General features: G+C 65.3%; 15 protein-coding genes, 1 other RNA gene and 2 pseudogenes. 7 read left to right on the forward strand and 11 right to left on the reverse strand.

All coding sequences use genetic code 11. The features are described 5' to 3' along the window. Nucleotides 1-17: 17 nt before the first annotated feature. Complete coding sequence (gene dnaX, locus GKC70_RS16475; protein WP_342649305.1) at nt 18-2,057, reverse strand: DNA polymerase III subunit gamma/tau; 2,040 nt, start codon at nt 2,055-2,057, stop codon at nt 18-20. 128 nt (nt 2,058-2,185) lie between these two features. Between dnaX and GKC70_RS16480 the strand changes: the two genes are divergently transcribed. After that, nucleotides 2,186-2,944, forward strand: a complete 759-nt coding sequence (locus GKC70_RS16480) for an ABC transporter substrate-binding protein (protein WP_342649306.1) — start codon at nt 2,186-2,188, stop codon at nt 2,942-2,944. Here GKC70_RS16480 and GKC70_RS16485 read toward each other — a convergent pair. The 9 genes and pseudogenes from GKC70_RS16485 to GKC70_RS16525 all read right to left on the reverse strand — a co-directional run bounded on the left by GKC70_RS16485 (nt 2,938) and on the right by GKC70_RS16525 (nt 15,226). Then, nucleotides 2,938-4,878 (reverse strand): hypothetical protein, encoded by a 1,941-nt coding sequence (locus tag GKC70_RS16485; protein ID WP_342649307.1) that lies wholly within the window; start codon nt 4,876-4,878, stop codon nt 2,938-2,940. The two genes, GKC70_RS16480 and GKC70_RS16485, sit on opposite strands and share 7 nt — an antisense overlap. Before the next feature lie 9 nt (nt 4,879-4,887). After that, entirely contained in the window at nt 4,888-5,313 is a 426-nt protein-coding gene (locus GKC70_RS16490) for a hypothetical protein (RefSeq protein WP_342649308.1), read from the reverse strand. Between the two features lie 86 nt (nt 5,314-5,399). Then, complete coding sequence (locus tag GKC70_RS16495; protein WP_342649309.1) at nt 5,400-6,020, reverse strand: hypothetical protein; 621 nt, start codon at nt 6,018-6,020, stop codon at nt 5,400-5,402. Nucleotide 6,021: 1 nt separating this feature from the next. Continuing rightward, nucleotides 6,022-7,068, reverse strand: coding sequence for an N-acetylmuramidase family protein (locus tag GKC70_RS16500; protein ID WP_342649310.1), 1,047 nt, complete (start codon nt 7,066-7,068; stop codon nt 6,022-6,024). Between the two features lie 225 nt (nt 7,069-7,293). Continuing rightward, nucleotides 7,294-7,390: signal recognition particle sRNA small type (gene ffs / locus GKC70_RS16505), an RNA gene on the reverse strand. A gap of 145 nt (nt 7,391-7,535) precedes the next feature. Then, entirely contained in the window at nt 7,536-9,866 is a 2,331-nt protein-coding gene (ligA, locus tag GKC70_RS16510) for an NAD-dependent DNA ligase LigA (RefSeq protein WP_342649311.1), read from the reverse strand. A 114-nt stretch (nt 9,867-9,980) separates the two neighbouring features. Further along, entirely contained in the window at nt 9,981-10,865 is an 885-nt protein-coding gene (gene zipA / locus GKC70_RS16515) for a cell division protein ZipA (protein WP_342649312.1), read from the reverse strand. Nucleotides 10,866-11,069: 204 nt separating this feature from the next. Beyond that, nucleotides 11,070-14,563, reverse strand: a pseudogene (gene smc, locus GKC70_RS16520) (chromosome segregation protein SMC). Nucleotides 14,564-14,566: 3 nt separating this feature from the next. Then, entirely contained in the window at nt 14,567-15,226 is a 660-nt protein-coding gene (locus GKC70_RS16525) for a GntR family transcriptional regulator (RefSeq protein ID WP_342649313.1), read from the reverse strand. Nucleotides 15,227-15,495: 269 nt separating this feature from the next. On the opposite strand from GKC70_RS16525, the gene xdhA reads away from it, so the two are divergent. The 4 genes and pseudogenes from xdhA to guaD all read left to right on the forward strand — a co-directional run bounded on the left by xdhA (nt 15,496) and on the right by guaD (nt 21,534). Further along, the gene (gene xdhA / locus GKC70_RS16530) at nt 15,496-16,950 is read left to right on the forward strand and encodes a xanthine dehydrogenase small subunit (protein ID WP_342649314.1); all 1,455 of its coding nucleotides are present in this window, start codon (nt 15,496-15,498) and stop codon (nt 16,948-16,950) included. Continuing rightward, a complete protein-coding gene (xdhB, locus tag GKC70_RS16535; RefSeq protein ID WP_342649315.1) occupies nt 16,943-19,342 on the forward strand; it encodes a xanthine dehydrogenase molybdopterin binding subunit in 2,400 nt (799 codons plus the stop codon). Before xdhA ends, xdhB begins: the two co-directional genes overlap by 8 nt. Before the next feature lie 29 nt (nt 19,343-19,371). After that, nucleotides 19,372-20,216, forward strand: a pseudogene (xdhC, locus tag GKC70_RS16540) (xanthine dehydrogenase accessory protein XdhC). A gap of 10 nt (nt 20,217-20,226) precedes the next feature. Further along, nucleotides 20,227-21,534, forward strand: a complete 1,308-nt coding sequence (gene guaD, locus GKC70_RS16545; protein ID WP_342649316.1) for a guanine deaminase — start codon at nt 20,227-20,229, stop codon at nt 21,532-21,534. A gap of 64 nt (nt 21,535-21,598) precedes the next feature. Here the strand turns inward: guaD and GKC70_RS16550 are convergent, their stop codons facing one another. After that, entirely contained in the window at nt 21,599-22,342 is a 744-nt protein-coding gene (locus tag GKC70_RS16550; RefSeq protein WP_317871866.1) for a GntR family transcriptional regulator, read from the reverse strand. 381 nt (nt 22,343-22,723) lie between these two features. On the opposite strand from GKC70_RS16550, the gene GKC70_RS16555 reads away from it, so the two are divergent. Beyond that, nucleotides 22,724-24,043, forward strand: a complete 1,320-nt coding sequence (locus tag GKC70_RS16555; protein ID WP_342651541.1) for an NCS2 family permease — start codon at nt 22,724-22,726, stop codon at nt 24,041-24,043. 136 nt (nt 24,044-24,179) lie between these two features. Continuing rightward, nucleotides 24,180-25,139, forward strand: a complete 960-nt coding sequence (locus GKC70_RS16560; protein WP_039576402.1) for a MoxR family ATPase — start codon at nt 24,180-24,182, stop codon at nt 25,137-25,139. The last annotated feature ends 2 nt before the right edge of the window (nt 25,140-25,141 follow it).

Below are 25,141 nucleotides of genomic sequence, written 5' to 3' on the forward strand. Positions count from 1 at the left end.
GGGTGCAGGGTGTTCGTTCACTGCCCAGGACTGGCCTGGGCGGTCTCCACGGGTTCGATTGTATCGTGGCGCACGCGTGCGCCGAACCGCTGGATCATCTGCTGGACCAGCGGGTCTTGCTCGATCGACACCTCGGCGTCGTGCTGACGTTCGGCGCGCTTGCGCGCGGCGGCCTGGGCCGGGGTTTCCTGCTCGGGGCGAATCAGCTCGATCTGCAGGCGCAGGCTGCGCCCCAGGTGCTGGTTGAGCGCTTCGTTCAGGCGCCGTTGCTGGGTACTGTTGAACAGCGCGCCCTGCCCCGGGTCCAGGTGCAGCAGCCAGTCGTCGCCTTCGGCGCGGATCAGCGTGCAGTTCGCGGCGATGTTGCCTGTCATACCCGAGACCGGCAAGTGCGGGAATAATTCCAGCCACTGCAGGGCCAGCCCGGTGGCCGGCTGGGCCGCTGGCTGCGGCTCGGGCGGGGTGAGCGGTTCGGCTTCGTGCACGTGCTCGGCCAGCTCGTCCAGGTAGGTGAAGCTGGCCGGGTCGGCTTCAGGTGCGTAGTAGTCGTCATCCGGGCCGTCGTCGTCGCGTTCCATTCCGACCGACGCATAGGCGCCTGGATCGAAGGGCGGCTCGTCGTAATCAGGCTGGCCACGCGGCGGTTGGACCGGGGCGGGAGCCGCGACAGGCGCAGGCGCTTGGGGCTCAGGCGCCACGGCCGCTTCCCACGGCAGGTCGATCACCTCCTCGACAGCGTGTTCAGCGGCGGGCTCGACGTCAGGTTCGTCCTGGGCGACGGGTTCGGGTTCGGCTTGTACCGGTACCGCAGGCTCGGCGGGCAGCGGCGCTTCGACGGCCGGCGCCGGGGCCGCCTCGACGACCGGCGCAGGCGCCTTGGCAACCGCCACCGTCGCCACCGGCTGGGCGGGATCAGCTGTGGCCTGGCTGATCCCCACCGGCTTTAGCACCGGTTTCGGGGCGTCGTCGGCATCGGCCGGACGGAACGCCAACATGCGCAGCAGGACCATCTCGAAGCCGCCGCGCGGCTCCGGTGCAAGGGGCAGGTCACGTCGGCCGATCAGGCCCATCTGGTAATAGAACTGCACGTCCTCGGCCGGCAGCGCGGCGGCCAGGGCCAGCACCTTGTCACGGTCGCCCTGGCCATTGTCCACCGCCTCGGGCAGCGCCTGGGCGATGGCCACCCGGTGCAGCACATTGAGCATCTCGGCCAGCACGCCGCTCCAGTCCGGACCCTGCTCAGCCAGCTCGCGCACCGCTTCCAGCAGCGCGCGGGCATCGCCTTCGAGCAGCGCCTGGAGCACGCCGTAGACCTGACCATGATCCAGCGTGCCCAGCATCGCCCGCACGTCGGCGGCCAGCACCTTGCCCTCGCCGAAGGCGATGGCCTGGTCGGTCAGGCTCATGGCATCGCGCATCGAACCGTCGGCGGCGCGGCCGAGCAGCCACAAGGCGTCCTGCTCGAACGGCACGTTCTCGGCCTCGAGCACGTGGCTCAAGTGCTCGACCACCCGCTCCGGGCTCATGTTCTTCAGCGAGAACTGCAAGCAGCGCGACAGGATGGTCGCCGGCAGCTTTTGCGGATCGGTGGTGGCGAGGATGAACTTGACGTAGGGCGGCGGCTCCTCCAGCGTCTTGAGCAAGGCGTTGAAGGAATGGCTGGAGAGCATGTGCACTTCGTCGATCAGGTAGACCTTGAAGCGCCCGCGGCTCGGTGCGTACTGCACGTTGTCGAGCAGTTCGCGGGTATCCTCGACCTTGGTGCGGCTGGCGGCGTCGATCTCGATCAGATCGACGAAGCGGCCCTCGTCGATTTCGCGACACACCGAACAGGTGCCGCAGGGGGTGGAGGTGATGCCGGTTTCGCAGTTCAGGCACTTGGCGATGATGCGCGCGATGGTGGTCTTGCCCACGCCGCGCGTGCCGGTGAACAGATAGGCGTGGTGCAGGCGCTGGTTGTCCAGGGCGTTGATCAATGCCTTGAGCACATGGGTCTGCCCGACCATCTCGCGGAACGAGCGCGGCCGCCATTTACGTGCAAGAACCTGATAACTCATCGAAAAACCATCGCAGCCAGAACAAGCGGAAGATCGCCAATGCTAGCGGAGCGGGGGCAAAATTGCACCCTGCGCCGCACGCCTGCGGTACGCGCCGCTGAAATCGTGAATGAACCTGGAGGGTAGACGTGCGCCGATTTCTCGCCATCCTGTCCGTGTGCAGCGCCAGCGCGCTGGCCGAGCCGTCGGTGATGCGCTTTTCCATCGCCGAAAGCTGGAGCATGCCCTTGATTCGCCTGGAGGATCAGGTGCCGGTCCAGGGCATTCTCTTCGACCTGATGCAGGCGGTGGCCCGCGAAGCCGAGATCACCCCGCAGTACCATGTGCTGGCGCGCCTGCGCCTGGAACAGGCGATGCTCGACGGCGACATCGATGTGCGCTGCTACGTGGCCAGCGACTGGCTCAATAAGCGCCCGGGCAATTTCATCTGGAGCGTGCCCTTGATCCGCCAGCGCGACCTGCTGGTGGGGCGTGCCGGCGACACCCTGCCCGGTGGGCTGGCGCAGTTGCCGGCTCAAGCCATCGGCACCGTGCTCGGCTACACCTACCCTGCCCTCCAGCCGCTGTTCGCCCAGCACCTGCTACAGCGCGAAGACAGCCGCAACCAAGACCTGGCCCTGCAAAAACTGCAGGCCGGCCGCTACCGCTACGCGGTGAGCAACCAGTTGTCACTGCAGTGGTTCAATCGTCAGCAACCGGCCGAGCAGCGTCTGCGTCCGTTGTTGCTGCTCGAGGAACAGGACCTGGGCTGCATGGTGCGCAACGATCCGAACATCCCGGCCCAGCGCGTGCTGCGCGCCATGGTCCGGCTCAAGCAGTCCGGCGAAGTGGAGCGTATCGTCCAGCGCTACACCCAGGCGGCGGAACTGCAGAGCGCCGATCAATAGCCATGCGTCTGCCGGAACGTGCGGCCTTTGTGATAGGCCACCCACTCTTCCACGTCATAGGGCAGATAGAGGTGGCGGCGCGCCCGTGACAGGGCGATGTACACCGCGCACAGGCGGCTGTCGAAGGCGTAGGCGTCCTGGAACGGGTTGAGCGCCATCAATTCCTGGGTCAGCAGCACGCGGTCGAATTCCTGACCGCCGGCCTCCTGCGCCGGCATCAGCAGCAGGCTGCCGGGGTCATGACTGAAGCGCGTGGCCAGGGCGTTGAGCTCGGCGATGCGAAAACCGGCCTGCAAGCGCGCCTCGACCCACAGGAACGACTCGTCGTAGCGGTGCTCGTCCTGCACCTGCCGCCAGTTCAACGCATGGGCGAACGCCGGGTGAGTCTGCTCGCCCTCGCTGCCTGCGCCATACAGGTCGGCGCGGAACAACTGCACGGCGCTGTGCATGAAGCGCTTCATCGCCGGGTTGTCGGCGAAACCGACCTGGCACTGGTTGTCGGCCAATTGCAGGGCCCACTTCATCGAGTCCCACAGCGAAGCGGTCAGCACCACGCAACCGGGCGGCGGTACGAAATCCAGCGGATAGTACTCGATGCCCACCTCGACGCTACCAGCGCCCTCGAAAGCCAGCTTGGACTTGTTCGAGTGCATGCCGATCAGCGGATTGATCAACTTCTCGACTTTTTGCCCGCAGCGCACCGAGAAGGCAATGTCGCGCTGGCGCACCTGGCGACCGCGGCGCAGCCCTGGGCCGTCGGCACGCTGGTACTCGTCGCCCAGGGTGATCAGCACCTGACGACCGCGCTCGATGATCTGCAGCAGCGGGCCGGGCATGTCCTGGCTTTCGTCAACGATCACATGGCTGTAGCGGCTCGGCACGCTATGGCCGGACAGGCTGGCCCGCTTGAGCAGCAGCAGCGTGGCGAAACCGGTCTGACGGTCCCAGGCGGGATGATCCTGCACGTAAAGCCACAGGCGACTGGCGTACTCGAGCAGCACCTGGGCGTCGGCGCGGCTCAACGCCTGGGCGAAGTGCGGCAGGTGCTGGGCGCTGAGGCTGTGCTCGCGCGATTCGCAGTAGCGCTTGAGCACTTCCAGCGCGATATCCAGGGTCTTCTCGCCGTCGTACTGACGAAAGCCCATGATCGCCAGGCGTTCGGCGACCGCACGCTTGCTCGGCAACCGCGCTGGCGAGCGCGGCGCATAGCCGCCGGGGCCGCTGATCAGGGCCTGGGCGAACTCGGCGAAGGTCTTGCCGGCGCGCGAGCCGCTACCGATGCGACGGCGCAGGGCGTCGAGCTTGTTCGGTGTGCGCGCCAGGGCCAGCACCCGGCCTCTGGGCAGACAGTCGATCAGCGCACCGAGCAGGTAGCTTTTGCCGATCCCGGCGTAGCCCTGCACATGCAGGTCCTCGTCAGGATTGGCGCGCAGCACACGCAGCAGCTTGTCCTGCTCGGTGGTGAGCCAGCGCTCCTTGTTGAAGCCGGTGATGGCCTGCTGGCTGAACGGGTTGTGGGCCTGGTGACGCTGCGCGCGAAAGCGCGTGTCCCACGTGCCGTCGGACAGCAGGTAAGCGCGCTCGGCCACCTCCTCGGCGTCCATCAGGTGCAGGCGCGAGCCTTTGAGCAGTTCCAGGCCGAAATACAGCTTGTGGGCGTCGAACAGGCGCTGCGCCTCGGACGTCAGGGTCACCCCTGCCGAATGCGGACCATGGACCGACCAGTGCAACAGCTTGACCAGCACCCGCTCGGCCGCGGTCGGATCGAGCACCTGCTCGCGCGCCTGCGCCAGGTTCTGGATCACCAGCAGCGCAGCCAGCTCCGGGTCGCTCAGACCGTCCAGGGCACTGGCGTCGTCGAGCAGGGCCTGGCACACCTCCAGACTGACCGGCAAAAAGGCGGCGGTGGCGAAATCGTAATGTTCAGGTTGCATGCGCGCAGGTCATTCAGCGGAATCGGGGTGGGGTGTGGCTTGGAGGTCATAGGCATAAGTGCCCAACGAGCCGGACATGCCGCCCGGATACCGGCGAAGGCTGTCAGCCGACGCGGCCGCCTGGGCAGCCAACGCACCGTCGAGCTCATGCAGCGCCAGTTCCAGCAGCTTGCGCAAGTCGGCTGCGCTGCGCGCCGAGACGCTCAGGCGCAACGCCAGGCCCGGCGCCGGTTCAGCCTCTTCCGGGGTTTCAGGCTGGGTAGCCAGCGGCGTGGCCTCGCCGAGAATGCGCGCGTGCTCGTCTTCCATTTGATCGAGCAGCGTCGACAGTTCGAGGGTGCGCTCAGGATGGCTGGCCATCTCATCCTTGATCTGCAGACGGCGGGCTTGCCAGTCACGAATGCGCTGGCGGGTCAGATCGTCAACCTGATCCATACTGATGACCTCTCTCAGGAATGGGTGGGCTGCGAGAGGCGCATCATAAGCCTGTTTGGCGATAAAAGCAGGTGCCGCGACACGCCTCAAGGCTTGGGTGGCACCAGACGGCTGTACTGCTCCTGGCTGATCCAGCCGCTGAACGAGCGGTCGTTGTCATTGATGAACTCGACCTTGGCCCAACCGTCCTTGAACGCCAGCACACCGACCACGTCGTCTTTGACGATGTAGGGGCGCTTGCTGGTGCTGCCGCGCGCCTGCTTGCGCAGATAAGCCTTGTCGGCGCTGATCTTGAGCAGGCCGATCCAGGGCTTTTCAGCGTAACGGCTCAGGTCCAGCCCGGTGGCGATCTGCGGCATCATCACACTGGCGCAACCCGAGTGTTCCCGGCCCTTCTCGATGGTGAGGCTAACCCCGTCGGCGGTGGCCTTCAGGCTGCCGGGGAAGCTGTCGTACTCCCAGGTGTTCAGCGGCACGGCGCCGTCGCCGTTGATCGGCCCTTTGAGGTAGAACGAACAGGTGCGGGTGACGCCTTGACCGAGGGTTTCGGAATAGTAGCCCTCGACCTGGTGGTCAGGGGTGACCGCCAGCATCAGCGCGTCGTATTGACCGGCCTTGATCTCGGCGGCGCTGGCCTGCACGGCGCAGGACAGTCCCAGCAGCAGCGCCGCACCGGTGTGCAGCGCGCGGGAAAACAGGTGGTTCATGTCATTTCTTCCCTTCGAGTGCTTCGTAGGCTTTTTTGATACGCACGTCGTAGTCGCCATAATCCGGGCCGTTGTAACTGGTGGCCATGCCGACATAATCCTTGTTCTTGGCGGCCTTGATGAAGGCTGGGCGTTTTGCACAGAAGCCGAGGAAGCCATCGAGTTGCTTGCCGGCGTTGAGTTTCATGGCCGCGACGAATTCGAACACATTGGCATGACCGCAATCGGCGAAGTTGAACCCCATCATCTGGAACATGCCCCAGGAGGCCGACTGCAAGGCGGCATCCTGGTCCAGCCCGAAGGCTGTGGCCATGGTTTCCCAGGCCTTGGTCTGGTCCTTGTTGTTGACCTGCCATTGCGGTCCTGCCTTTCTCACATACTTGTACGACAGCAGCGGGTGGGTCTGGTCGTACTTGTGCTTGGTCAGCCGTTGAAAGATATGGCCTTCAAAAGCGATCACTGGCAACCGAGCCGGACCGAAGCCTGATCGCCCACCGGATTCCACGGTGGCGAAGGCCTTGATCAGGTTGGCCGAAATTCCGTTACCCAATTGCTTGGCGGCATTCTGGAAGTCGGTGTCGCTGAGGCTGGTATTACCGTCGCAGGTGACCTGCAGCACCATCTCCCGATTGCGCCGCTCGGCCTCGATCATCGCCCGCACCCGGTCCAGGTAATGATTGACCGTGCCCTGCACCTGGGCATTGCCGTTGTTGGCGAAGGCATTGACGAAGGTGGGCAGGCGCAGCGCCGGGCTGAGCTTGACCGGCACCCGCACGGCCTGTTCGATGAGGCTGTTGAAGGTACGCCCCCGGGGGTCTACCACCCCATCGGGGTGCGCGTACTTGAGTTGGCGGAACTGGTATTGGCTGATGCGCTGCACCAATTGGTTATCGCAGCGGCCATTTTCCGGCAGCGGAAAACCCAACTGCGTGCCGATCAGGTTGAAGAGGTATTGAATGCACTGGACATCGGCTGGCAAGTTGCGCGCCTTGCCGGGCGTACCCACCGACGCGCTGATGAGACTGGGGAGGCCTTGCAAGCTTTTCATGGGGTTGCGTCCTTGCCGAGTGGGTGAAGTGATAGCACTTCAATGTCATTTTCGCGCCGGAGTTACACGTTGAAACATATGGCTCGGGGAAACTAGCAAGGGCGTTTTGAGTTGTCCAGTTGCGGCAGTTGGAGTTGAGAGGGGGTGCACGAAATCGCATGCGGCGGGTGGCATGGAGGTGCGAAGGAGGTGGTGAGGGATTTTGCTGCTACAGAAAGGTGGCGGCCCCACCAGCCACACCCCGGCACTCGATGTTCCCGCTGTGGCTGCTCCCTTCCGGGCCTGACCAGGTTAACGGGTAATCAATGCGGGGGGACCGGTGGGGCCACCATAACGCAGCTCATCAGGTGATGAGCCGCGCCATTGTACCGCTACGTGAGGAAGTTACAACCGTTGCGGATGAAAAAACCCATCATTTCTCAATGACTTGTCGATTCGAGCAAGGACCGCGCAGGCGTGCGTCATCCTCATACCGCGATGCCCTGCTCCGCCAGGAAGGCCACGAAGGCGTCCTCGTCCAGCACCTTGACTCCCAGCTCGCTGGCCTTGGCCAGCTTCGAACCGGCGCCGGGGCCGGCGACCACGCAGTGGGTCTTGCCGGACACCGACCCGGCCACCTTGGCGCCGAGGCTTTCCAGCTTCTCCTTGGCGATGTCGCGGCTCATGCGCTCCAGCGTGCCGGTGAGTACCCAGGTCTGGCCGGCCAGGGGCAGGCCGTCGGCGGTCTTCTTCTCGCTGTGCCAGTGCATGCCGAAGTCCTCGAGCTGTGCCTCGATGGCGCGGGCGAGCTGCTGGTTGGCCTCGACCTTGAAGAACTCACGCACGGCGTCGGCCTGCTTGGTAGTGAGCGCCTGGCGCAGGTCGATACCGTCGGCGGCGATGATCTTGTCGAGGGTGCCGAGCTTGTCCACCAGCTTCTCGGCGCCGGTCGGGCCGACCGAGGGGATGTCGAGTTTGGCGATCATGCCCGCCAGCGTGGTACTGGCGGCGAACTCGGCCGCCAGCTCGCCCTGGTCCTGCAACTGCATGCCGCTGGCGAGCAACTGCTCGATGACGTCACGGTTGTGCGCGTCCTCGAAGAAATTGTGAATCTCGTAGGCGACTTCCAGGCCGATGTCCGGCAGATAGGTCAGCACCTGCGGCAACGCCACCTTCACCCGCTCCAGGCTGCCCAGCGAGCGGGCCAGCACCTTGGCGGTTTCCTCGCCCACATCGGGAATGCCCAGCGCGAAGATGAAACGCGCGAGGGTCGGGCGCTTGCTCGCCTCGATGGCCTCGACCAGCTTGCGGCTGGACACTTCGGCGAAGCCTTCGAGCTCGAAGACTTGCTCGGGCTTGAGCGCGTACAGGTCCGCCGGCGAGCGAATCAGCCCCTCATCGACCAGTTGTTCGACGCTTTTCTCGCCAAGACCGTCGATGTCCATCGCCCGGCGCGACACGTAGTGAATGATCGCCTGCTTGAGCTGGGCGCCACAGGCCAGCCGCCCGACACAGCGGTACACCGCGCCCTCGCTGGTGGTTTCGCGGCCTTTGCTGCGCTTGACCAGTTGCGTGCGCTCCACCTGCGAACCGCACACCGGGCAGGCGCTGGGCACCTCCACCGCACGGGCGTCGTCGGGACGGCGGTCGAGCACCACTTGCATGACCTGGGGGATCACGTCGCCGGCGCGGCGGATGATGACCGTGTCGCCGATGCGCAGGCCCAGGCGGGCGATTTCATCCATGTTGTGCAGGGTCGCGTTGGACACGGTAACGCCTGCGACCTTGACCGGTTTGAGCCGCGCGACCGGCGTCACCGCGCCGGTACGACCGACCTGGAACTCGACGTCCAGCACCTCGGTGAGCTCTTCCATGGCGGGGAATTTGTGGGCGATGGCCCAACGCGGTTCGCGGGCGCGAAAGCCCAGCTCCTGCTGGGCAGCCAGGCTGTTGACCTTGAACACCACGCCATCGATCTCGTAGGCCAGGCTGTTACGCCGTGCGCCGATGTCCTGGTAATAGGCCAGGCACTGCTCGATGCCTTCGGCATGCTTGAGCTCGGGGCTGATGGGCAGCCCCCATATCTTGAGCTGTTCGAGCGTGGCGATGTGGCTGTCACCGACGCGGGCCGAGGTCTGTCCCACGCCATAGCAGCAGAATTCCAGCGGCCGGCTGGCGGTGATCTTCGAGTCGAGCTGGCGCAGGCTGCCGGCCGCCGCGTTGCGCGGATTGGCGAAGGTCTTGCCACCGACCTCGGCCTGAGCGGCGTTCAGGCGCTCGAAACCGGCCTTGCTCATGTACACCTCGCCGCGGACTTCCAGCACCTCAGGCCAGCCCTTGCCGTGCAGTTTGAGCGGCACGTTGCGGATGGTGCGCACGTTGGTGCTGATGTCCTCGCCGGTGGTGCCGTCGCCACGGGTGGCGCCCTGTACCAACTGGCCGTTGCGGTACAAAAGGCTCACCGCCAGGCCATCGAGCTTGGGCTCGCAGCTGTAATCGACCGCCTCACCCTGGTCGAGGCCCTCGACCACGCGCCGACCGAACTCGCGCAGGTCGGTTTCCTCGAAGGCGTTACCCAGGCTGAGCATGGGGATCTCGTGGCGGACCTGGCTGAACGCAGCCAACGCCGTGCCGCCGACCCGTTGGGTGGGCGAGTCCGGCGTGACCAAGTGCGGGTGCTCGGCCTCCAGGGCCTTGAGCTCGTTGAACAGCCGGTCGTATTCGGCGTCAGGCACGCTGGGCTCGTCGAGCACGTAGTAACGGTAGTTGTGCTGGTCGAGCTCGGCGCGAAGTGCGTGGATTCGGTTTTCGGCGTTCATGGGTCAGGTCTCTGGAAAAGCAAAAGAGCAGCCTGGGTCATGTGGGGGTCGGGAGACGTGGTGTCTCCCGAACCGACCCGCAATCCCCATGGGCTGCTCTTGAGTCTGGGTGTTTCAGCGTTTCTGGGTCAGCGCGCGGCGCTCGAACTCGACGATGCGCTGACGGTAGTGCTCGATGGTCTGCGCCGTCAGCACGCTGCGTTGATCGTCCTTGAGCTCGCCGTCCAGTTCGTGAGCCAGCTTGCGTGCGGCAGCGACCATCACGTCGAACGCCTGCTTCGGATGGCGTGGGCCTGGCAGACCGAGGAAGAAGCTCACCGCACGGGTGCTGAAATGGTCGATGTCGTCCAGGTCGAAAATGCCCGGCTTGACCGCGTTGGCCATGGAGAACAGCACTTCGCCGTGACCGGCCATGCTTTCGTGGCGGTGGAAGATGTCCATTTCGCCGAAGCGCAAGCCGCTTTCGAGGATGTTCTGCAGCAGCGCAGGGCCTTTGAAACCGCCTTCGTCACGGGAAATGACGCTGATCACCAGCACTTCCTCGACCGGTGGCAGCTCCTTGGCCGCATTGTTGCTGGTGGCGAATCCGCTGTTGCGACGGGTATCGGCGCTGTAGTCGTCGCCCTCGTCGGCGAACAGGTCGGGTTCACGCGGCTCGGCGGAGAGCTTCAGGTCGGCGGCAGGCGCGTCGCTGGCGGCGCGCTTGCCGCGCTTGGCGGCCTTGGCCGGCTTGGCTTCACGCTCGCGCTCACGGGACGGCGCGCTCATCGACGGCAGGTCGGTCTCGTCCAGTTCAGGTTCTTTGTGCGTATCCAGGACGCGCGCAGGGCCCAGCACCTCGGCGCTGCCCTCGTCGTCCGCGACGTTGGAATAGCTGCGATCCAGACGGAACTTCAACTTGCCCTTGCCGCCGCGCATGCGGCGCCAGCCGTCGAAAAGAATACCGGCGATGACAATGATGCCGATGAGGATCAGCCACTCGCGCAGACCGATTTCCATGTAATCCCGTGCCTCTATAGAAATATGCTTGAAAACAAAGGCTTGAAAGCCCTTTAACACGTGGCGCCAACTCTATGTTCTGACAGGCGTTTTACCCACGCGCAAAACGAGTGACGTTAAGCTAGCACGACCACCGGCAACTTTACACCGTCTGTCGCACCTGTAAGGCGCATTTCCCTACGAATACCGGCCAGTCTTCGCGCATTACGCGTCAACCATGGCCATTGCCTCCTCCACATCAACTGCAACAAGACGTGAACAACCAGGCTCATGCATGGTGACCCCCATCAGTTGATCGGCCATCTCCATGGCGATCTTGTTATGCGTAATGTAGATGAACTGCACCGTCTCGCTCATTTCCTTGACCAAGCGGGCGTAGCGTCCAACGTTGGCATCGTCCAGCGGCGCATCGACTTCGTCGAGCATGCAGAACGGTGCCGGATTGAGCTTGAAGATGGCAAATACCAGCGCCAGGGCGGTCAGTGCTTTCTCGCCGCCGGACAGCAAATGGATGGTGCTGTTCTTCTTGCCCGGGGGACGCGCCATGATCGTCACCCCTGTATCGAGTAAATCTTCGCCCGTCAGTTCCAGATAAGCGCTGCCACCACCGAAAACTTTTGGAAAAAGTGCCTGTAATCCGTCATTTATCTGATCAAAGGTCTCTTTGAAGCGGCTGCGGGTTTCCTTGTCGATCTTGCGAATCACCGTCTCCAGCGTGTCCAGCGCCTCGACCAGGTCGGCGTTCTGCGCGTCGAGGTAACGCTTGCGCTCGGACTGCTGCTCGTATTCTTCGATGGCCGCCAGGTTGATCGCTCCCAGGCGCTGGATACGCGCCTCGGTCTGCTCCAGTTCTTGTTCGGTGCCCTGCTCGCTGGCCTCGGCCTCCAAGGTGGCGAGCACCCCGTTCAGGTCGTAGCCGTCGGCGAGCAACTGTTCCTGCAAGGTCTTGCGGCGCACGTCCAGGCCTTGCGACTCCAGACGCGACTGTTCCAGTTGCCCGCGCAGCAACTGCGCCTGCTGCTCGGCCTGGGTTCGACGCTTCTCGACCTCGCGCAGTTCCCGGTCGGCTTCGTCCATGTGCAGGCGGGCCTGACGCATTTCTTCATCCACGCCCATGCGCCGCTCGAGCAACTCTTCCAGTTTCAGGCGCAGCTCTTCCAGCGGTGCCTCGCCCTCCTCCAGGTTCAGGCTCAATTGCTCCTGACGCTCATGCAGGCGCGCCGCCTGCTGCTCCAGACGCTCAAGGGCCTGGCGGGTGGAGTCGTGCTGGGCGCGCAGCGAGCCCAAGCGCACGGCCAGCTGATGGGCATGGTCCTTGTGCTGCCGGGCTTCCTGGCGCACGCGATCGAGACCTTCGCGCAAGGTGTCGCGCCGGGCCAGCAACTGCTCGCGCTGTTCGGTGTCCTGGGCCATGAGGTCCAGTGCGTCCTGCAGCACCAGCCGCGCCTCACCCAACTGTTCGAGCTCCAGCGCACGCTGCTCCTGAAGTTCGGCCAGTTCTTCCTGCAGACGACGGCGGCGCAGCTCCAACTGCTCGGCGCGTGCCCGGCCTGCCGAGAGGCGCGCCTTGGCCTCGCCGAGCGCACGGCTTTCATCCTGGCTGCGACGGCGCAATTGCTCGCGCTGCTCTTCCTGGCTGCGCTGGCGCTCGCGTAGCGCTTGCAGTTGCGCCTCCAGCTCAGCGAGCGCGTCCTGCAACGCCTGCTGTTCCTGACCGAGCCGCTCGATTTCCTGACCGCGGGCCAGTACTCCGCCGGCGGCATCGCCACCGCGACTGACCCGCAGAAAATGCCGACCCACCCAGTAGCCATCGCGACTGATCAGGCTCTGGCCGTCGCCGAGGGTCGCGCGACGCGCCAGGGCCTGCTCGAGCGTTTCGACCGGGGTGATCTGGCCGAGCCAGGGCGTCAGGTCGCTGCGGCCCTCGACCTTGTCCAGCAAGCTCCCGGGCACAGCCTGCGCACGACCGCCCTGACCCGCAACCAGCAAGCGCAGGTCACCCTGCTCCAAGGCAGCAAAATCCAGCTCGGCCAAATCGTCCACCAACACCGCCTGCAAATCGGCGCCCAACACGGTTTCCACCGCCAGCTCCCAGCCCGGCTGCACCCGCAGACCTTCGGCCAACCGCGGCCGCTCGCCCAGCCCTGGCGCTGCAACCACTCGCCCGCCCCAGCGCCTGGCTCCAGCGCCGCTTGCTGCAAGGCCTCCAGCGACGCCAGCCGACCGCCCAGGCGCTGCAACTCGCCCTGGCGTTGCTGCTGATTCTGGCTCAGGTGCTGCAAGGTTTCGCGCTGCGCCTCCAGGCTTTCGACCACCTGCCGCTCCTGCGCTTGCAGCTCCTCGAGCAGTTGCTCGCCGTCAGCCACCTGCTCGGCCACTTCAAGGAGCGCGGCATCCTGTGGATCGGCGCCGAGCTGTTCGCCCTCTTCGCTGAGTTTGCGCTGACGTTCGGCCAGCCGCTCGAGGCTGCCTTCCAACTGTTGCAGCTTCGACTGCTGCACCTCGGCCTGGCGCCGAGGCTCGGCGGAGCGGGTGTTGAAATCGTCCCACTGGGCCTGCCAGCCGTGCATGCCAAGCTCGGCTTCCTCGAGCGTGGCCGCCGATTCCTCGGCCGCCGCCAGGGTCATCTCCTGCTCGGGTTCGAGCATGGCCAGCTCTTCGCCGAGCGTGGCCAGCAAGGTGCGGTCGTGGCCCAGGTGCGACTCGGTTTCCAGGCGCGTACGCTCGGCTTCCTTGAGATCATCCTGCAACTGGCGCAGGCGCTGCTGACCATGCTGAATGCTCTGCTCGACGCGGGCGATATCGCCGGCCACCGAGTAGAAACGCCCCTGCACCTGGTTGAAGCGCTCGGAGAGTTCATGGTGACCGTCGCGCAGGCGCTCGATGCTGGCATCGGCGTTGCGCTGCTCGGCCACCAGCGCCTCGAAAGCCACTTCCTGGTCGCCGATGAGGCTTTCGCGCTGGCGCACGCGTTCATCCAGCGCCCGCCAGCGCAAGGCCGACAGACGCGCCTTGAGCTGGCGTTCCTGGGCTTTGTATTCACGGTACTTCTCGGCCGCCTGGGCCTGGCGGTGCAGGCGTTCGAGCTGCCGTTCGAGCTCTTCGCGCAAGTCGGTCAGGCGCGCCAGGTTTTCCTGGGTACGGCGGATGCGGTTCTCGGTTTCGCGGCGACGCTCCTTGTACTTGGAGATGCCCGCCGCCTCTTCGATGAAGTTGCGCAGTTCCTCGGGCTTGGCCTCGATCAGCTTGGAAATCATGCCCTGCTCGATGATCGAGTAGCTGCGCGAACCCAGACCGGTGCCGAGGAAGATGTCGGTGATGTCGCGGCGTCGGCACTTGGTGCCGTTGAGGTAGTAGGTGTTCTGCGCGTCGCGGGTGACCTTGCGGCGAATGGAAATCTCGGCGTAGGCGGCGTACTCGCCCACCAGGGTGCTGTCGCTGTTGTCGAACACCAGTTCGATGCTGGCCTGGCTGACCGGCTTGCGGCCGGAAGAGCCATTGAAGATGACGTCGGTCATCGATTCGCCGCGCAGATTCTTCGCCGAACTCTCGCCCATCACCCAGCGCACCGCATCGATGATGTTGGACTTGCCGCAGCCGTTAGGCCCGACCACCGCCGCCATGTTGCTGGGGAAGTTGACGGTGGTGGGGTCGACGAAGGACTTGAAGCCGGCCAGGCGGATGCACTTCAGGCGCATCGGTCAGACCCGCGCCAGCGCAGCCAGCACCAGCTCGCAGCTGCGCTGACAGTAGGCGACCAGCACCTCGCGGATGCGCGGCATGTCACGCAGCAGCACCGCGTCGAGCAGGCGGGCGAACAGTTCGAGGTAGTCGTCCATGTTGGCCTGGCGCTGGTCCAGGGCCAGGTAGTAGGCGCGGCTCATGGCCGGCTGCAGGTTTTCCACGGTTTCCTGCAGGTAGGGGTTGGCGGCGAAGGGGTAGGCCGCGCGCATCACCGCGAAACTGTCGGCGACGAACGACTCGATGTCCTGGGCCGCGCGGGCCTGGTGCAGGCGCTGCTGGATCTCCAGGAACGGCAGCAGGTCGCTCTCGCTGCGCCACTGCTGGGCCACGGCGTAGCCGAGCAGGATGTACAGCTCGCCCATCAGCGCGCACAGGCTGCACACGCTGCGCTCGTCCAGTTCGGTGACGTGGGCGCCGCGTCGCGGCAGGATCGCCACCAGATGGCGACGTTCGAGAATCAGCAGGGCCTCGCGCACCGAGCCGCGGCTGACGTTCAGCGCCTGGGTAACCTTCTGCTCCTGGATGCGCTCACCGGGTGCGAGCTCGCCACGGATGATCCGCTCGGCCAGGTAGTGAGCGATCTGCTCGCAGAGGCTGTCAGGCGCCTTGAACGTCATGATGTTCCTTGGAAGTCGAAAACAGTGCACAAGGGCGCGATTGTAGCGCACTCATTGGGCAACCGCGCAGCGCCACACACGGCTTTGTGCGACCTGGCGGTCACCCGGCCGAGCCGGCGCGATCTATGCTTGTCAGAAGGTCAGCGTTGGGTGGCTGGACGCAGGTGCGGGCAAAATCCTGACCTTTGGGTCAGAAAATTATTGACCCCGAGGTCAGCGCTTGCTTAGAGTCCGCCCAACAACAATAAAACGCTACGAGGCATTCCTCCGTGATCCAGTTTCTCGTTAACCAGGCGCTGCACAGCGAGCACGCGCTGGACCCGAACATGACGGTGCTGCAGTACCTGCGCGAGCACCTGGGCAAGACCGGCACCAAGGAAGGCTGCGCCAGTGGCGACTGTGGCGCCTGCACCGTGGTGGTCGGTGAATTGACCCAGGACGCGCACGGCGCCGACACCCTGCGCTACCGCAGCCTCAATTCATGCCTGACCTTCGTCTCGGCGCTGCACGGCAAGCAGTTGATCAGCGTCGAAGCGCTCAAGCACCAGGGCCAGTTGCACAGCGTGCAGCGGGCCATGGCCGAGTGTCATGGCTCGCAATGCGGCTTCTGCACCCCTGGTTTCGTCATGTCGCTGTTCGCCTTGCAGAAGAACAGCAGCGGTTCCGACCCGCACCAGGCCCATGAAGCCCTGGCCGGCAACCTGTGCCGCTGCACCGGCTACCGGCCGATTCTCGAGGCCGCCGAGCGCAGTTGCACCCAGCCCTGCCCCGATCAGTTCGACGCTGGACAGGCGCAGACCGTCGCCCTGCTGAAGGCCATCGCCCCGCAACAGACCGGTGAGCTCAACAGCGGCGACAAACGTTGCCTGGTGCCACTGACCGTCGCCGACCTGGCCGAGCTCTACGGCTCGCACCCCGAGGCGCGCCTGCTGGCCGGCGGCACCGACTTGGCGCTGGAAGTCACGCAGATGCACAAGACCCTGCCGGTGATGATCCATGTCGGTCACGTGGCCGAGCTCAAGCGCATCGACCTCACCGCCACGCATTTGGAAATCGGCGCCGCCGTCACCCTCACCGACTGCTACGCCGCGCTGGCGAGCGAGTACCCGGACTTCGGCGCCCTGCTGCAGCGCTTCGCCTCGCTGCAGATCCGCAACCAGGGCACCCTGGGCGGCAACATCGGCAACGCCTCGCCCATCGGCGACTCGCCCCCGCTGCTGATCGCCCTGAATGCAGAGATCGTGCTGCGCCAGGGCGAGCGCCAGCGCACTCTGGCGCTGGAAGACTACTTCATCGACTACCGCATCACCGCCCGCCAGGACAGCGAATTCATCGAGACGATTCGAGTGCCGCGCGCCAGCGCCGACTGGACCTTGCGTGCCTACAAGGTTTCCAAGCGCCTGGACGACGATATCTCGGCGGTGTGCGCGGCCTTCAACCTGAGCCTGGACGACGGCACGGTGGCCGGCGCCCGTATCGCCTTCGGCGGCATGGCGGCGATCCCCAAGCGCGCCCGCGCCTGCGAGGCCGCCTTGCTGGGCAAGCCGTGGAATTCGGCCACGCTAGAGCGCGCCTGCCAGGCGCTGGCCGAGGACTTCAGCCCACTGAGCGACTTTCGCGCGAGCCAGGCCTATCGCCTGCTGACCGCGCAGAACCTGCTGCGCAAGTACTTCATCGAACAGCAATCGCCGTCCTTCGCGACCCGGGTGACCGACCATGTCTAACCATCACACCGTCAAGAGCCAGGCCGAGATGGCCGAACTGTTCAGCCAGGACTTGAGTACCGGCGTCGGTCGCAGCGTGCGTCACGAAAGCGCCGACAAGCACGTGTCCGGCGAGGCCGTGTACATCGACGACCGCCTGGAGTTTCCGAACCAGTTGCACGTCTATGCACGTACGGCAGACCGCGCCCACGCGCGCATCCTGCGCATCGATACCACGCCGTGCTACCAGTTCGAAGGCGTGCGCATCGTCATCACCCACGAAGACATTCCCGGCCTCAAGGACATCGGCCCGATAATGCCCGGCGACCCCTTGCTGGCCATCGACAAGGTCGAATACTTCGGCCAACCGGTGCTGGCCGTGGCCGCCCACGACCTGGCCACCGCGCGCCGCGCCGCGCAGGCGGCGATCGTCGAATACGAAGACCTGGAGCCGGTGCTGGACGTGGTCCAGGCCCTGCGCCAGAAGCACTTCGTGCTCGACAGCCACACCCATCAGCGTGGCGATTCGAGCGCCGCCCTGGCCAGCGCCCCGCACCGCCTGCAAGGCACCCTGCACATCGGCGGCCAGGAGCATTTCTACCTGGAGACGCAGGTGTCGTCGGTCATGCCCACCGAGGACGGCGGCATGCTGGTGTACTGCTCGACGCAGAACCCCACCGAAGTGCAGAAGCTGGTGGCCGAGGTACTGGACGTGCCGATGAACAAGGTGGTGCTGGACATGCGTCGCATGGGCGGCGGTTTCGGCGGCAAGGAGACCCAGGCCGCGAGCCCCGCGTGCCTGTGCGCGGTGATCGCGCGCCTGACCGGGCAACCGACCAAGATGCGCCTGCCACGGGTCGAGGACATGACCATGACCGGCAAGCGTCATCCGTTCTATGTCGAGTACGACGTTGGCTTCGACGACAGCGGCCGCCTGCACGGCATCGCCATGGACCTGGCTGGCAACTGCGGCTATTCCCCCGACCTGTCCGGCTCGATCGTCGACCGCGCCATGTTCCACGCCGACAACGCCTATTACCTGGGCGATGCCACGGTCAACGGCCACCGCTGCAAGACCCACACTGCCTCCAACACGGCCTACCGCGGCTTCGGCGGCCCCCAGGGCATGGTCGCCATCGAACAGGTGATGGACCACATCGCCCGGCATCTGGGCCTCGATCCACTGGCGGTGCGCAAGGCCAACTACTACGGCAAGCAGACACGCAACGTCACCCACTACTACCAGACCGTCGAGCACAACCTGCTCGAGGAAATGACCGCCGAGCTGGAAGTCAGCAGCCAGTACGCCGAACGCCGCGAAGCCATCCGCCAGTTCAATGCCGCCAACCCCGTCCTGAAGAAGGGCCTGGCCCTGACGCCGGTGAAGTTCGGCATCTCCTTCACCGCCACCTTCCTCAACCAGGCCGGTGCGCTGATCCACCTCTACACCGACGGCAGCATTCACCTGAACCACGGCGGCACCGAGATGGGCCAGGGCCTGAACACCAAGGTCGCCCAGGTGGTGGCACAGGTGTTCCAGGTCGACATCGAGCGCATCCAGATCACCGCCACCAACACCGACAAAGTGCCCAATACCTCGCCCACCGCGGCCTCCAGCGGCGCCGACCTGAACGGCAAAGCCGCCCAGAACGCCGCCGAGATTCTCAAGCGGCGCCTGACCGAGTTCGCCGCCCGGCACTACCAGGTCAGCGAAGAAGACGTCGAATTCCGCAACGGCCACGTGCGCGTGCGCGAACAACTGCTGAGCTTCGAACAACTGGTGCAACAGGCCTACTTCGGTCAGGTCTCGCTGTCGAGCACCGGCTTCTACCGCACGCCGAAGATCTACTACGACCGCAGCCAGGCCCGCGGCCGGCCGTTCTACTACTACGCCTTCGGTGCCGCCTGCGTGGAAGTGCTCATCGACACCCTCACCGGCGAATACAAGATGCTGCGCGCCGACATCCTGCATGACGTCGGCGACTCGTTGAACCCGGCCATCGACATCGGCCAGGTCGAAGGCGGGTTCATCCAGGGCGTGGGCTGGCTGACCACCGAAGAGCTGGTGTGGAACGCCAAGGGCAAGCTGGTGACCAACGGCCCGGCCAGCTACAAGATCCCGGCGGTGGCCGACATGCCGCCGGACCTGCGGGTGAAGCTGGTGGAGAACCGCAAGAACCCCGAGGACACGGTGTTCCATTCCAAGGCCGTCGGCGAGCCGCCGTTCATGCTCGGCATCGCCGCCTGGTGCGCGCTCAAAGACGCCGTGGCGAGCCTGGCCGACTATCGCGTGCAGCCGCAGATCGACGCGCCCGCCACACCCGAACGCGTACTCTGGGGCTGCGAACAGATGCGCCAGGCGCGCATGCAGCCACTCGCCACCCAGCCCGTGGCGGAAACCGTCGCCCCCTGACGACACCGGCCTCACCGAGGATTCAGCACATGCACGAATGGATCACTGCCCTCGCCGATCATCAGGCCCGTGGCGAACCCTGTGTACTGGTGACCATCATCGAGGAGCGCGGCTCGACGCCGCGCAATGCCGGCTCGAAGATGGTGGTCAGCGCCAGCCAGCTGTTCGACACCATCGGCGGCGGGCACCTGGAGTTCAAGGCCCTGCACATTGCCCGGCAGATGCTCGCCGAGCAGCGCAGCACACCGCATCTGGAGCGCTTCAGCCTGGGCGCCAGCCTGGGCCAGTGCTGTGGCGGCGTGACGGTGCTGCTGTTCGAACCCATGGCCCCGTGCAGGCGCAGATCGCCGTGTTCGGCGCGGGCCATGTCGGACGGGCTCTGGTACCCTTGCTCGCCGCGCTGCCTTGCCGGGTGCGCTGGATCGACTCGCGCCCGGACGAGTTCCCGCCGTCGATACCCCACGGGGTGACCCAGGTGCTCAGCGAAGAGCCGGTCGACGAAGTGGCCGAGCTGCCAGTGGGCAGCTACTGCATCGTCATGACCCACAACCATCAGCTGGACCTGGAACTGACCGCCGCCATTCTCGCGCGCAACGACTTCACCTGGTTCGGCCTGATCGGCTCGAAAACCAAACGGGTCAAGTTCGAACACCGCCTGCGCGAGCGCGGCTACGACGACGCGGTGGTGGCACGCATGCGCTGTCCCATGGGGCTGGCGCAGGTCAAAGGCAAGCTGCCCATCGAGATCGCCGTGTCCATCGCCGGCGAGATCATCGCCACCTACAACGCCTGTTTCGGCCAGCACGACGCTGGTGCCAATGCAGGCCCCATTGCCCAGTTGCTGCCGCCCTCCCGGCGCAGCCACGCCATTTGAAGAGCGTTTCATGACTGCCACTCGCAAAGCCTACCGAGCCGCCATCCTGCACAGCATCGCCGACCCCGCCGAGGTCGGCCTGCAGGCCTCCCACGAGTATTTCGAAGACGGTCTGCTGGTGGTCGACCAGGGCCGTATCAGCGCCGTGGGCCACGCCGCCGACCTGCTGCCGACCCTCGATGCCGACATCGAGGTGGTGCACCACCAGGACGCGCTGATCACGCCGGGCTTCATCGACACCCACATCCATTTCCCGCAGACCGGCATGATCGGCTCCTACGGCGAACAGTTGCTGGACTGGCTCAACACCTACACCTTCCCCTGCGAACGGCAATTTGCCGACAAGGCCCATGCCGATGAGGTGGCCAAGCGGTTTCTCGCCGAACTGCTGCGCAACGGCACCACCACCGCCCTGGTGTTCGGCAGTGTGCACCCCGAATCGGTCAATGCGCTGTTCGAGCACGCCGAGCGCCTGGACCTGCGCCTGATCGCCGGCAAGGTGATGATGGACCGCAACGCCCCCGACTACCTCACCGACAGCGCCGAATCCAGCTACACCGACAGCAAGGCGCTGATCCAGCGCTGGCACGGCAAGGGCCGCCTGCACTACGCCGTGACCCCACGTTTCGCCCCCACCAGCACCCCCGAGCAACTGGCCATGGCCGGTCGCTTGCTCAAGGAGCATCCCGGCGTCTATCTGCACACTCACCTGTCGGAGAACCTCAAGGAAATCGAGTGGGTCAAGGCGCTGTTCCCCGAGCGCAGCGGCTACCTGGATGTCTACGATCACTTCGAACTGCTCGGCGAGCGCTCGATCTTCGCCCACGGCGTGCACCTGTGCGACAAGGAATGCCAGCGCCTGGCCGACACGGGCTCGGCCGTGGCCTTCTGCCCCACCTCGAACCTGTTCCTGGGCAGCGGTCTGTTCAACCTGCCCCAGGCCGAGCGCTTCAAGGTCAACGTGGGCCTGGGCACGGACGTCGGCGCCGGCACCAGCTTCTCGCTGCTCAACACCCTGAACGAGGCTTACAAAGTGATGCAGTTGCAGGACGTGCGCCTGCACCCATTCAAGTCGCTGTACCTGGCGACTCTGGGGGGCGCCCGCGCGTTGCGCCTGGACGACCGCATCGGCAGCCTGCGCCCCGGCAACGACGCCGACTTCGTGGTACTCGACTACAAGGCCACGCCACTGCTGGACTACCGCATCCAGCAGTCGCGCAGCATCGAGGAAACCTTGTTCGTGCTGACCACCCTGGGCGACGATCGCACCGTGCGCGAGACCTTCGCCGCCGGGCGTTCGGTCCATCGGCGCGGATGAAAAAAAACCGCTGCCCAGCCCGGCCAGGGGCTGTGCAGCGGTCCTCGATCAGCGCGGCAGACGATCAGCCCTTGGACTTGTTCAGCAAGTGCGAGAACACCGCGTGCAGATCGTCCGAGGCGCTGTCTTCATCGAGATTGAGCTTGCTGTCGATGTGATCCATGTGGTGCATCATCAAGCTCACTGCCTGACTGGCATCGCGCGCCTCGATGGCATCGATCAGTTGCATGTGCTCGTCGTAGGAGCAGTGGGAACGGTTGCCGCTTTCATATTGGGCGATGATCAGCGAGGTCTGCGACACCAGGCTGCGCTGGAAGCTGACCAGTGGCGCGTTGCCTGCTGCCTCGGCCAACTTGAGGTGAAACTCGCCGGAGAGGCGGATGCCGGCACCGCGGTCGCCGCGCGAGAAACTGTCGCGCTCCTCACGCACCATCTGGCGCAGTTCGTTGAGCTGTTCGACGCTGGCGTGCTGAACGGCCAGTTCGGTGATGGCGCGCTCGACCATACGCCGTGAGAAGAACACCTGGCGCGCCTCCTCCACCGTCGGGCTGGCGACCACCGCGCCGCGGTTGGGCCGCAGCAGCACCACACTTTCATGGGCCAGGCGCGACAGCGCGCGGCGGATGATGGTGCGGCTGACGCCGAAGATTTCGCCCAGCGCTTCCTCGCTCAACTTGGTACCCGGCGCCAACCGCTGTTCGAGGATGGCCTCGAAGATGTGCGCATAGACGATGTCGTCCTGGGTGCCGCTGCGACCGGCCTTGGGGGCGCGCGCAGGCTTCTTCAGAGGTTGCAGCTGTTCGTTCATGGGCACTCGAGCACAAGGGGTCGGCCAGTGGAGCCTCGACTGTAATACCTGTCGCAGGGTGGCTGGCAAGTCCTGGGGTGAAAAAAGGGGGTCAAGGTATCGGCGCATTGTACACAGGCTGAGGCGTTTCTGCAGAGGCCCAATGCCCTTATAGCCCGCTGAACGCCACCTGTGGGCACGAAAGATAAAACATTATTTGCTTTCTTTGTACACAAAAGCATAATCCCACGAGCAAGTTCCTGACCTTTCAGTCAGGAAAACCTGCCATCTGCCCTACCCTCACGGAGCCGCCCAGCGCATGCGCAGGACCAGGGCTCCAGAACAACAAGAACGACTTGAGGAGTACTCGCTGTGGAAAGCCGCAAATCCGAAGCCACGTCGCTGGACCTCGCCACCCCGCCCAAGCCCGACTGGCTGGAGCGCCTTTTCAAGCTCAAGCACCATGGCACCACGGTCAGGACCGAGCTGATCGCCGGGGTGACCACCTTCATCACCATGGCCTACATCATCTTCGTCAACCCCAACATCATGGCCGACGCCGGCATCGATCACGGCGCCGCCTTCGTCGCCACCTGCATCGCCGCCGCCCTCGGCTGCCTGCTGATGGGCCTGTACGCCAACTGGCCGGTGGGCCTGGCTCCCGGCATGGGCCTGAACGCCTTCTTTACCTACACCGTGGTCGGCACCCTGGGCTACAGCTGGCAGACCGCCCTCGGCGCGGTGTTCGTCTCCGGCGTGCTGTTCATGCTGCTGACCCTGTCGCGGGTGCGCGAATGGCTGCTCAACAGCATTCCCCTGAGCTTGCGCCACGCCATGGGCGCCGGGGTAGGCTTGTTCCTCGGACTGATCGGCCTGAAGACCGCCGGCATCATCGTCGACAGCCCGGCGACCCTGATCAGGCTGGGCTCGCTTCACGAACCCGCGCCCCTGCTGGCGGCACTGTGCTTCCTGCTGATCGCGGTGCTGAGCTACCACCGCGTGTTCGGCGCCATCCTCATCAGCATCATCGCCGTGACCCTGGCCGGCTGGGGCTTGGGCCTGGTGCAGTACGGCGGAGTGTTCTCGCTGCCGCCGAGCCTGGCGCCGACCTGGATGGCCATGGACCTGGCCGGTGTGTTCAACGTCAGCATGATCAGCGTGGTGCTGGCCTTTCTTTTCGTGCACATGTTCGACACCGCCGGCACCCTGATGGGCGTCGCCCAGCGCGCCAACCTGGTGGCCGCCAACGGCCGCATCGAGAACCTGTCGCGGGCGCTCAAGGCCGACAGCGCCTCCAGCGTGTTCGGCGCCGCTGTGGGCGTGCCGCCGGTGACCAGCTACGTGGAAAGCGCCGCCGGCGTGGCGGCGGGCGGGCGCACCGGGCTGACCGCCGTGGTGGTCGGCGTGCTGTTCGTCGCCGCGATGTTCTTCGCCCCGCTGGCAGGCATGATCCCCGCCTACGCCACCTCAGGCGCGCTGATCTACGTGGCGATGCTGATGATGGGCAGCCTGGCCCACATCGAATGGGACGAGGCCACCGACAGCATCCCAGCGATCGTCACCGCGATCATGATGCCGCTGACGTTCTCGGTCGCCGACGGTATCGCCCTGGGCTTTATCACCTACGTGGTGCTCAAGGCCGGCACCGGCAAATTCAAGGAGATTTCGGCCAGCCTGTGGGTGCTGTGCCTGATCTTCATCGCTAAGTTCGTGTTCCTGTAGGACTCGACTGGGCACGGCGCAGGTATTTTTCCGGCGGCCATTGGTCGCCAGCCCCCTGGATGGATTAAAGTATGTGCCCCTGCCCGGCACCCCGCCTTCAGCCAAGCGCCCGGCCCATTTCCAGGAACCGTCGCCGATGGAACACCGTGAAGCGCTGATCGCGCTGCGCACCTTTCTCTCCTCCCAGATCCTGGGCCAGGAGAAGCTGGTCGATCGCCTGCTGATCGTACTGCTCGCCGACGGCCACATGCTGGTCGAAGGCGCGCCGGGCCTGGCCAAGACCAAGGCCATCAAGGAACTGGCCGAAGGCATCGAGGCGCAGTTCCACCGTATCCAGTTCACCCCCGACCTGCTACCGGCCGACATCACCGGCACCGAAATCTATCGCCCGGAAACCGGCAGCTTCGTGTTCCAGCAAGGGCCGATTTTCCACAACCTGGTGCTGGCCGACGAAATCAACCGGGCACCGGCCAAGGTCCAGTCGGCGTTGCTCGAAGCCATGGCCGAGCGCCAGGTCAGCGTTGGCCGCAGCACCTACGAGCTGTCGCCGCTGTTCCTGGTGATGGCCACGCAGAACCCCATCGAGCAGGAAGGCACCTACCCGCTGCCCGAAGCCCAGCTCGACCGCTTCCTCATGCACGTCAAGATCGGCTTCCCGGATGCCGCCGTCGAGCGGCGCATTCTCCAGCAGGCCCGCGGCGAGGCGCTGGGCGGCGAGGTCAAGCCCGAACGCCAGGTGAGCCAGCAGGCGATCTTCGCTGCGCGCCGGGAAATCCTCGGCCTGTACATGGCCGATGCGGTGGAGGAATACCTGGTGCAACTGGTGATGGCCACTCGTACACCCGCCAAGTTCGACGCCGAGCTGGCCGACTGGATCGCCTATGGCGCCAGCCCGCGCGGCTCCATCGCCCTGGACCGCTGCGCGCGCGCACATGCCTGGCTGGCCGGACGCGACTTCGTCAGCCCCGAGGACATTCAGGCGGTGCTGTTCGACGTGTTGCGCCACCGCGTCATCCTGTCCTTCGAGGCCGAAGCGGCCGGTGTCGACCAGGACCGCGTGGTGCAGCGCATCCTCGACGTCGTCGCCGTCGCCTGACG

The organism is Pseudomonas sp. REB1044, from assembly GCF_038813925.1.
In the GTDB taxonomy this organism is placed as follows: Bacteria; Pseudomonadota; Gammaproteobacteria; order Pseudomonadales; family Pseudomonadaceae; genus Aquipseudomonas; species Aquipseudomonas boreofloridensis.

Coding starts and splice junctions, on each gene's coding strand:
- dnaX (WP_342649305.1), bottom strand. CDS start 2,057: ATGAGTTATCAGGTTCTTGCACGTAAATGGCGGCCGCGCTCGTTCCGC.
- GKC70_RS16485 (WP_342649307.1), bottom strand. CDS start 4,878: ATGCAACCTGAACATTACGATTTCGCCACCGCCGCCTTTTTGCCGGTC.
- GKC70_RS16490 (WP_342649308.1), bottom strand. CDS start 5,313: ATGGATCAGGTTGACGATCTGACCCGCCAGCGCATTCGTGACTGGCAA.
- GKC70_RS16495 (WP_342649309.1), bottom strand. CDS start 6,020: ATGAACCACCTGTTTTCCCGCGCGCTGCACACCGGTGCGGCGCTGCTG.
- GKC70_RS16500 (WP_342649310.1), bottom strand. CDS start 7,068: ATGAAAAGCTTGCAAGGCCTCCCCAGTCTCATCAGCGCGTCGGTGGGT.
- ligA (WP_342649311.1), bottom strand. CDS start 9,866: ATGAACGCCGAAAACCGAATCCACGCACTTCGCGCCGAGCTCGACCAG.
- zipA (WP_342649312.1), bottom strand. CDS start 10,865: ATGGAAATCGGTCTGCGCGAGTGGCTGATCCTCATCGGCATCATTGTC.
- GKC70_RS16525 (WP_342649313.1), bottom strand. CDS start 15,226: ATGACGTTCAAGGCGCCTGACAGCCTCTGCGAGCAGATCGCTCACTAC.
- xdhB (WP_342649315.1), top strand. CDS start 16,943: ATGTCTAACCATCACACCGTCAAGAGCCAGGCCGAGATGGCCGAACTG.
- guaD (WP_342649316.1), top strand. CDS start 20,227: ATGACTGCCACTCGCAAAGCCTACCGAGCCGCCATCCTGCACAGCATC.
- GKC70_RS16550 (WP_317871866.1), bottom strand. CDS start 22,342: ATGAACGAACAGCTGCAACCTCTGAAGAAGCCTGCGCGCGCCCCCAAG.
- GKC70_RS16560 (WP_039576402.1), top strand. CDS start 24,180: ATGGAACACCGTGAAGCGCTGATCGCGCTGCGCACCTTTCTCTCCTCC.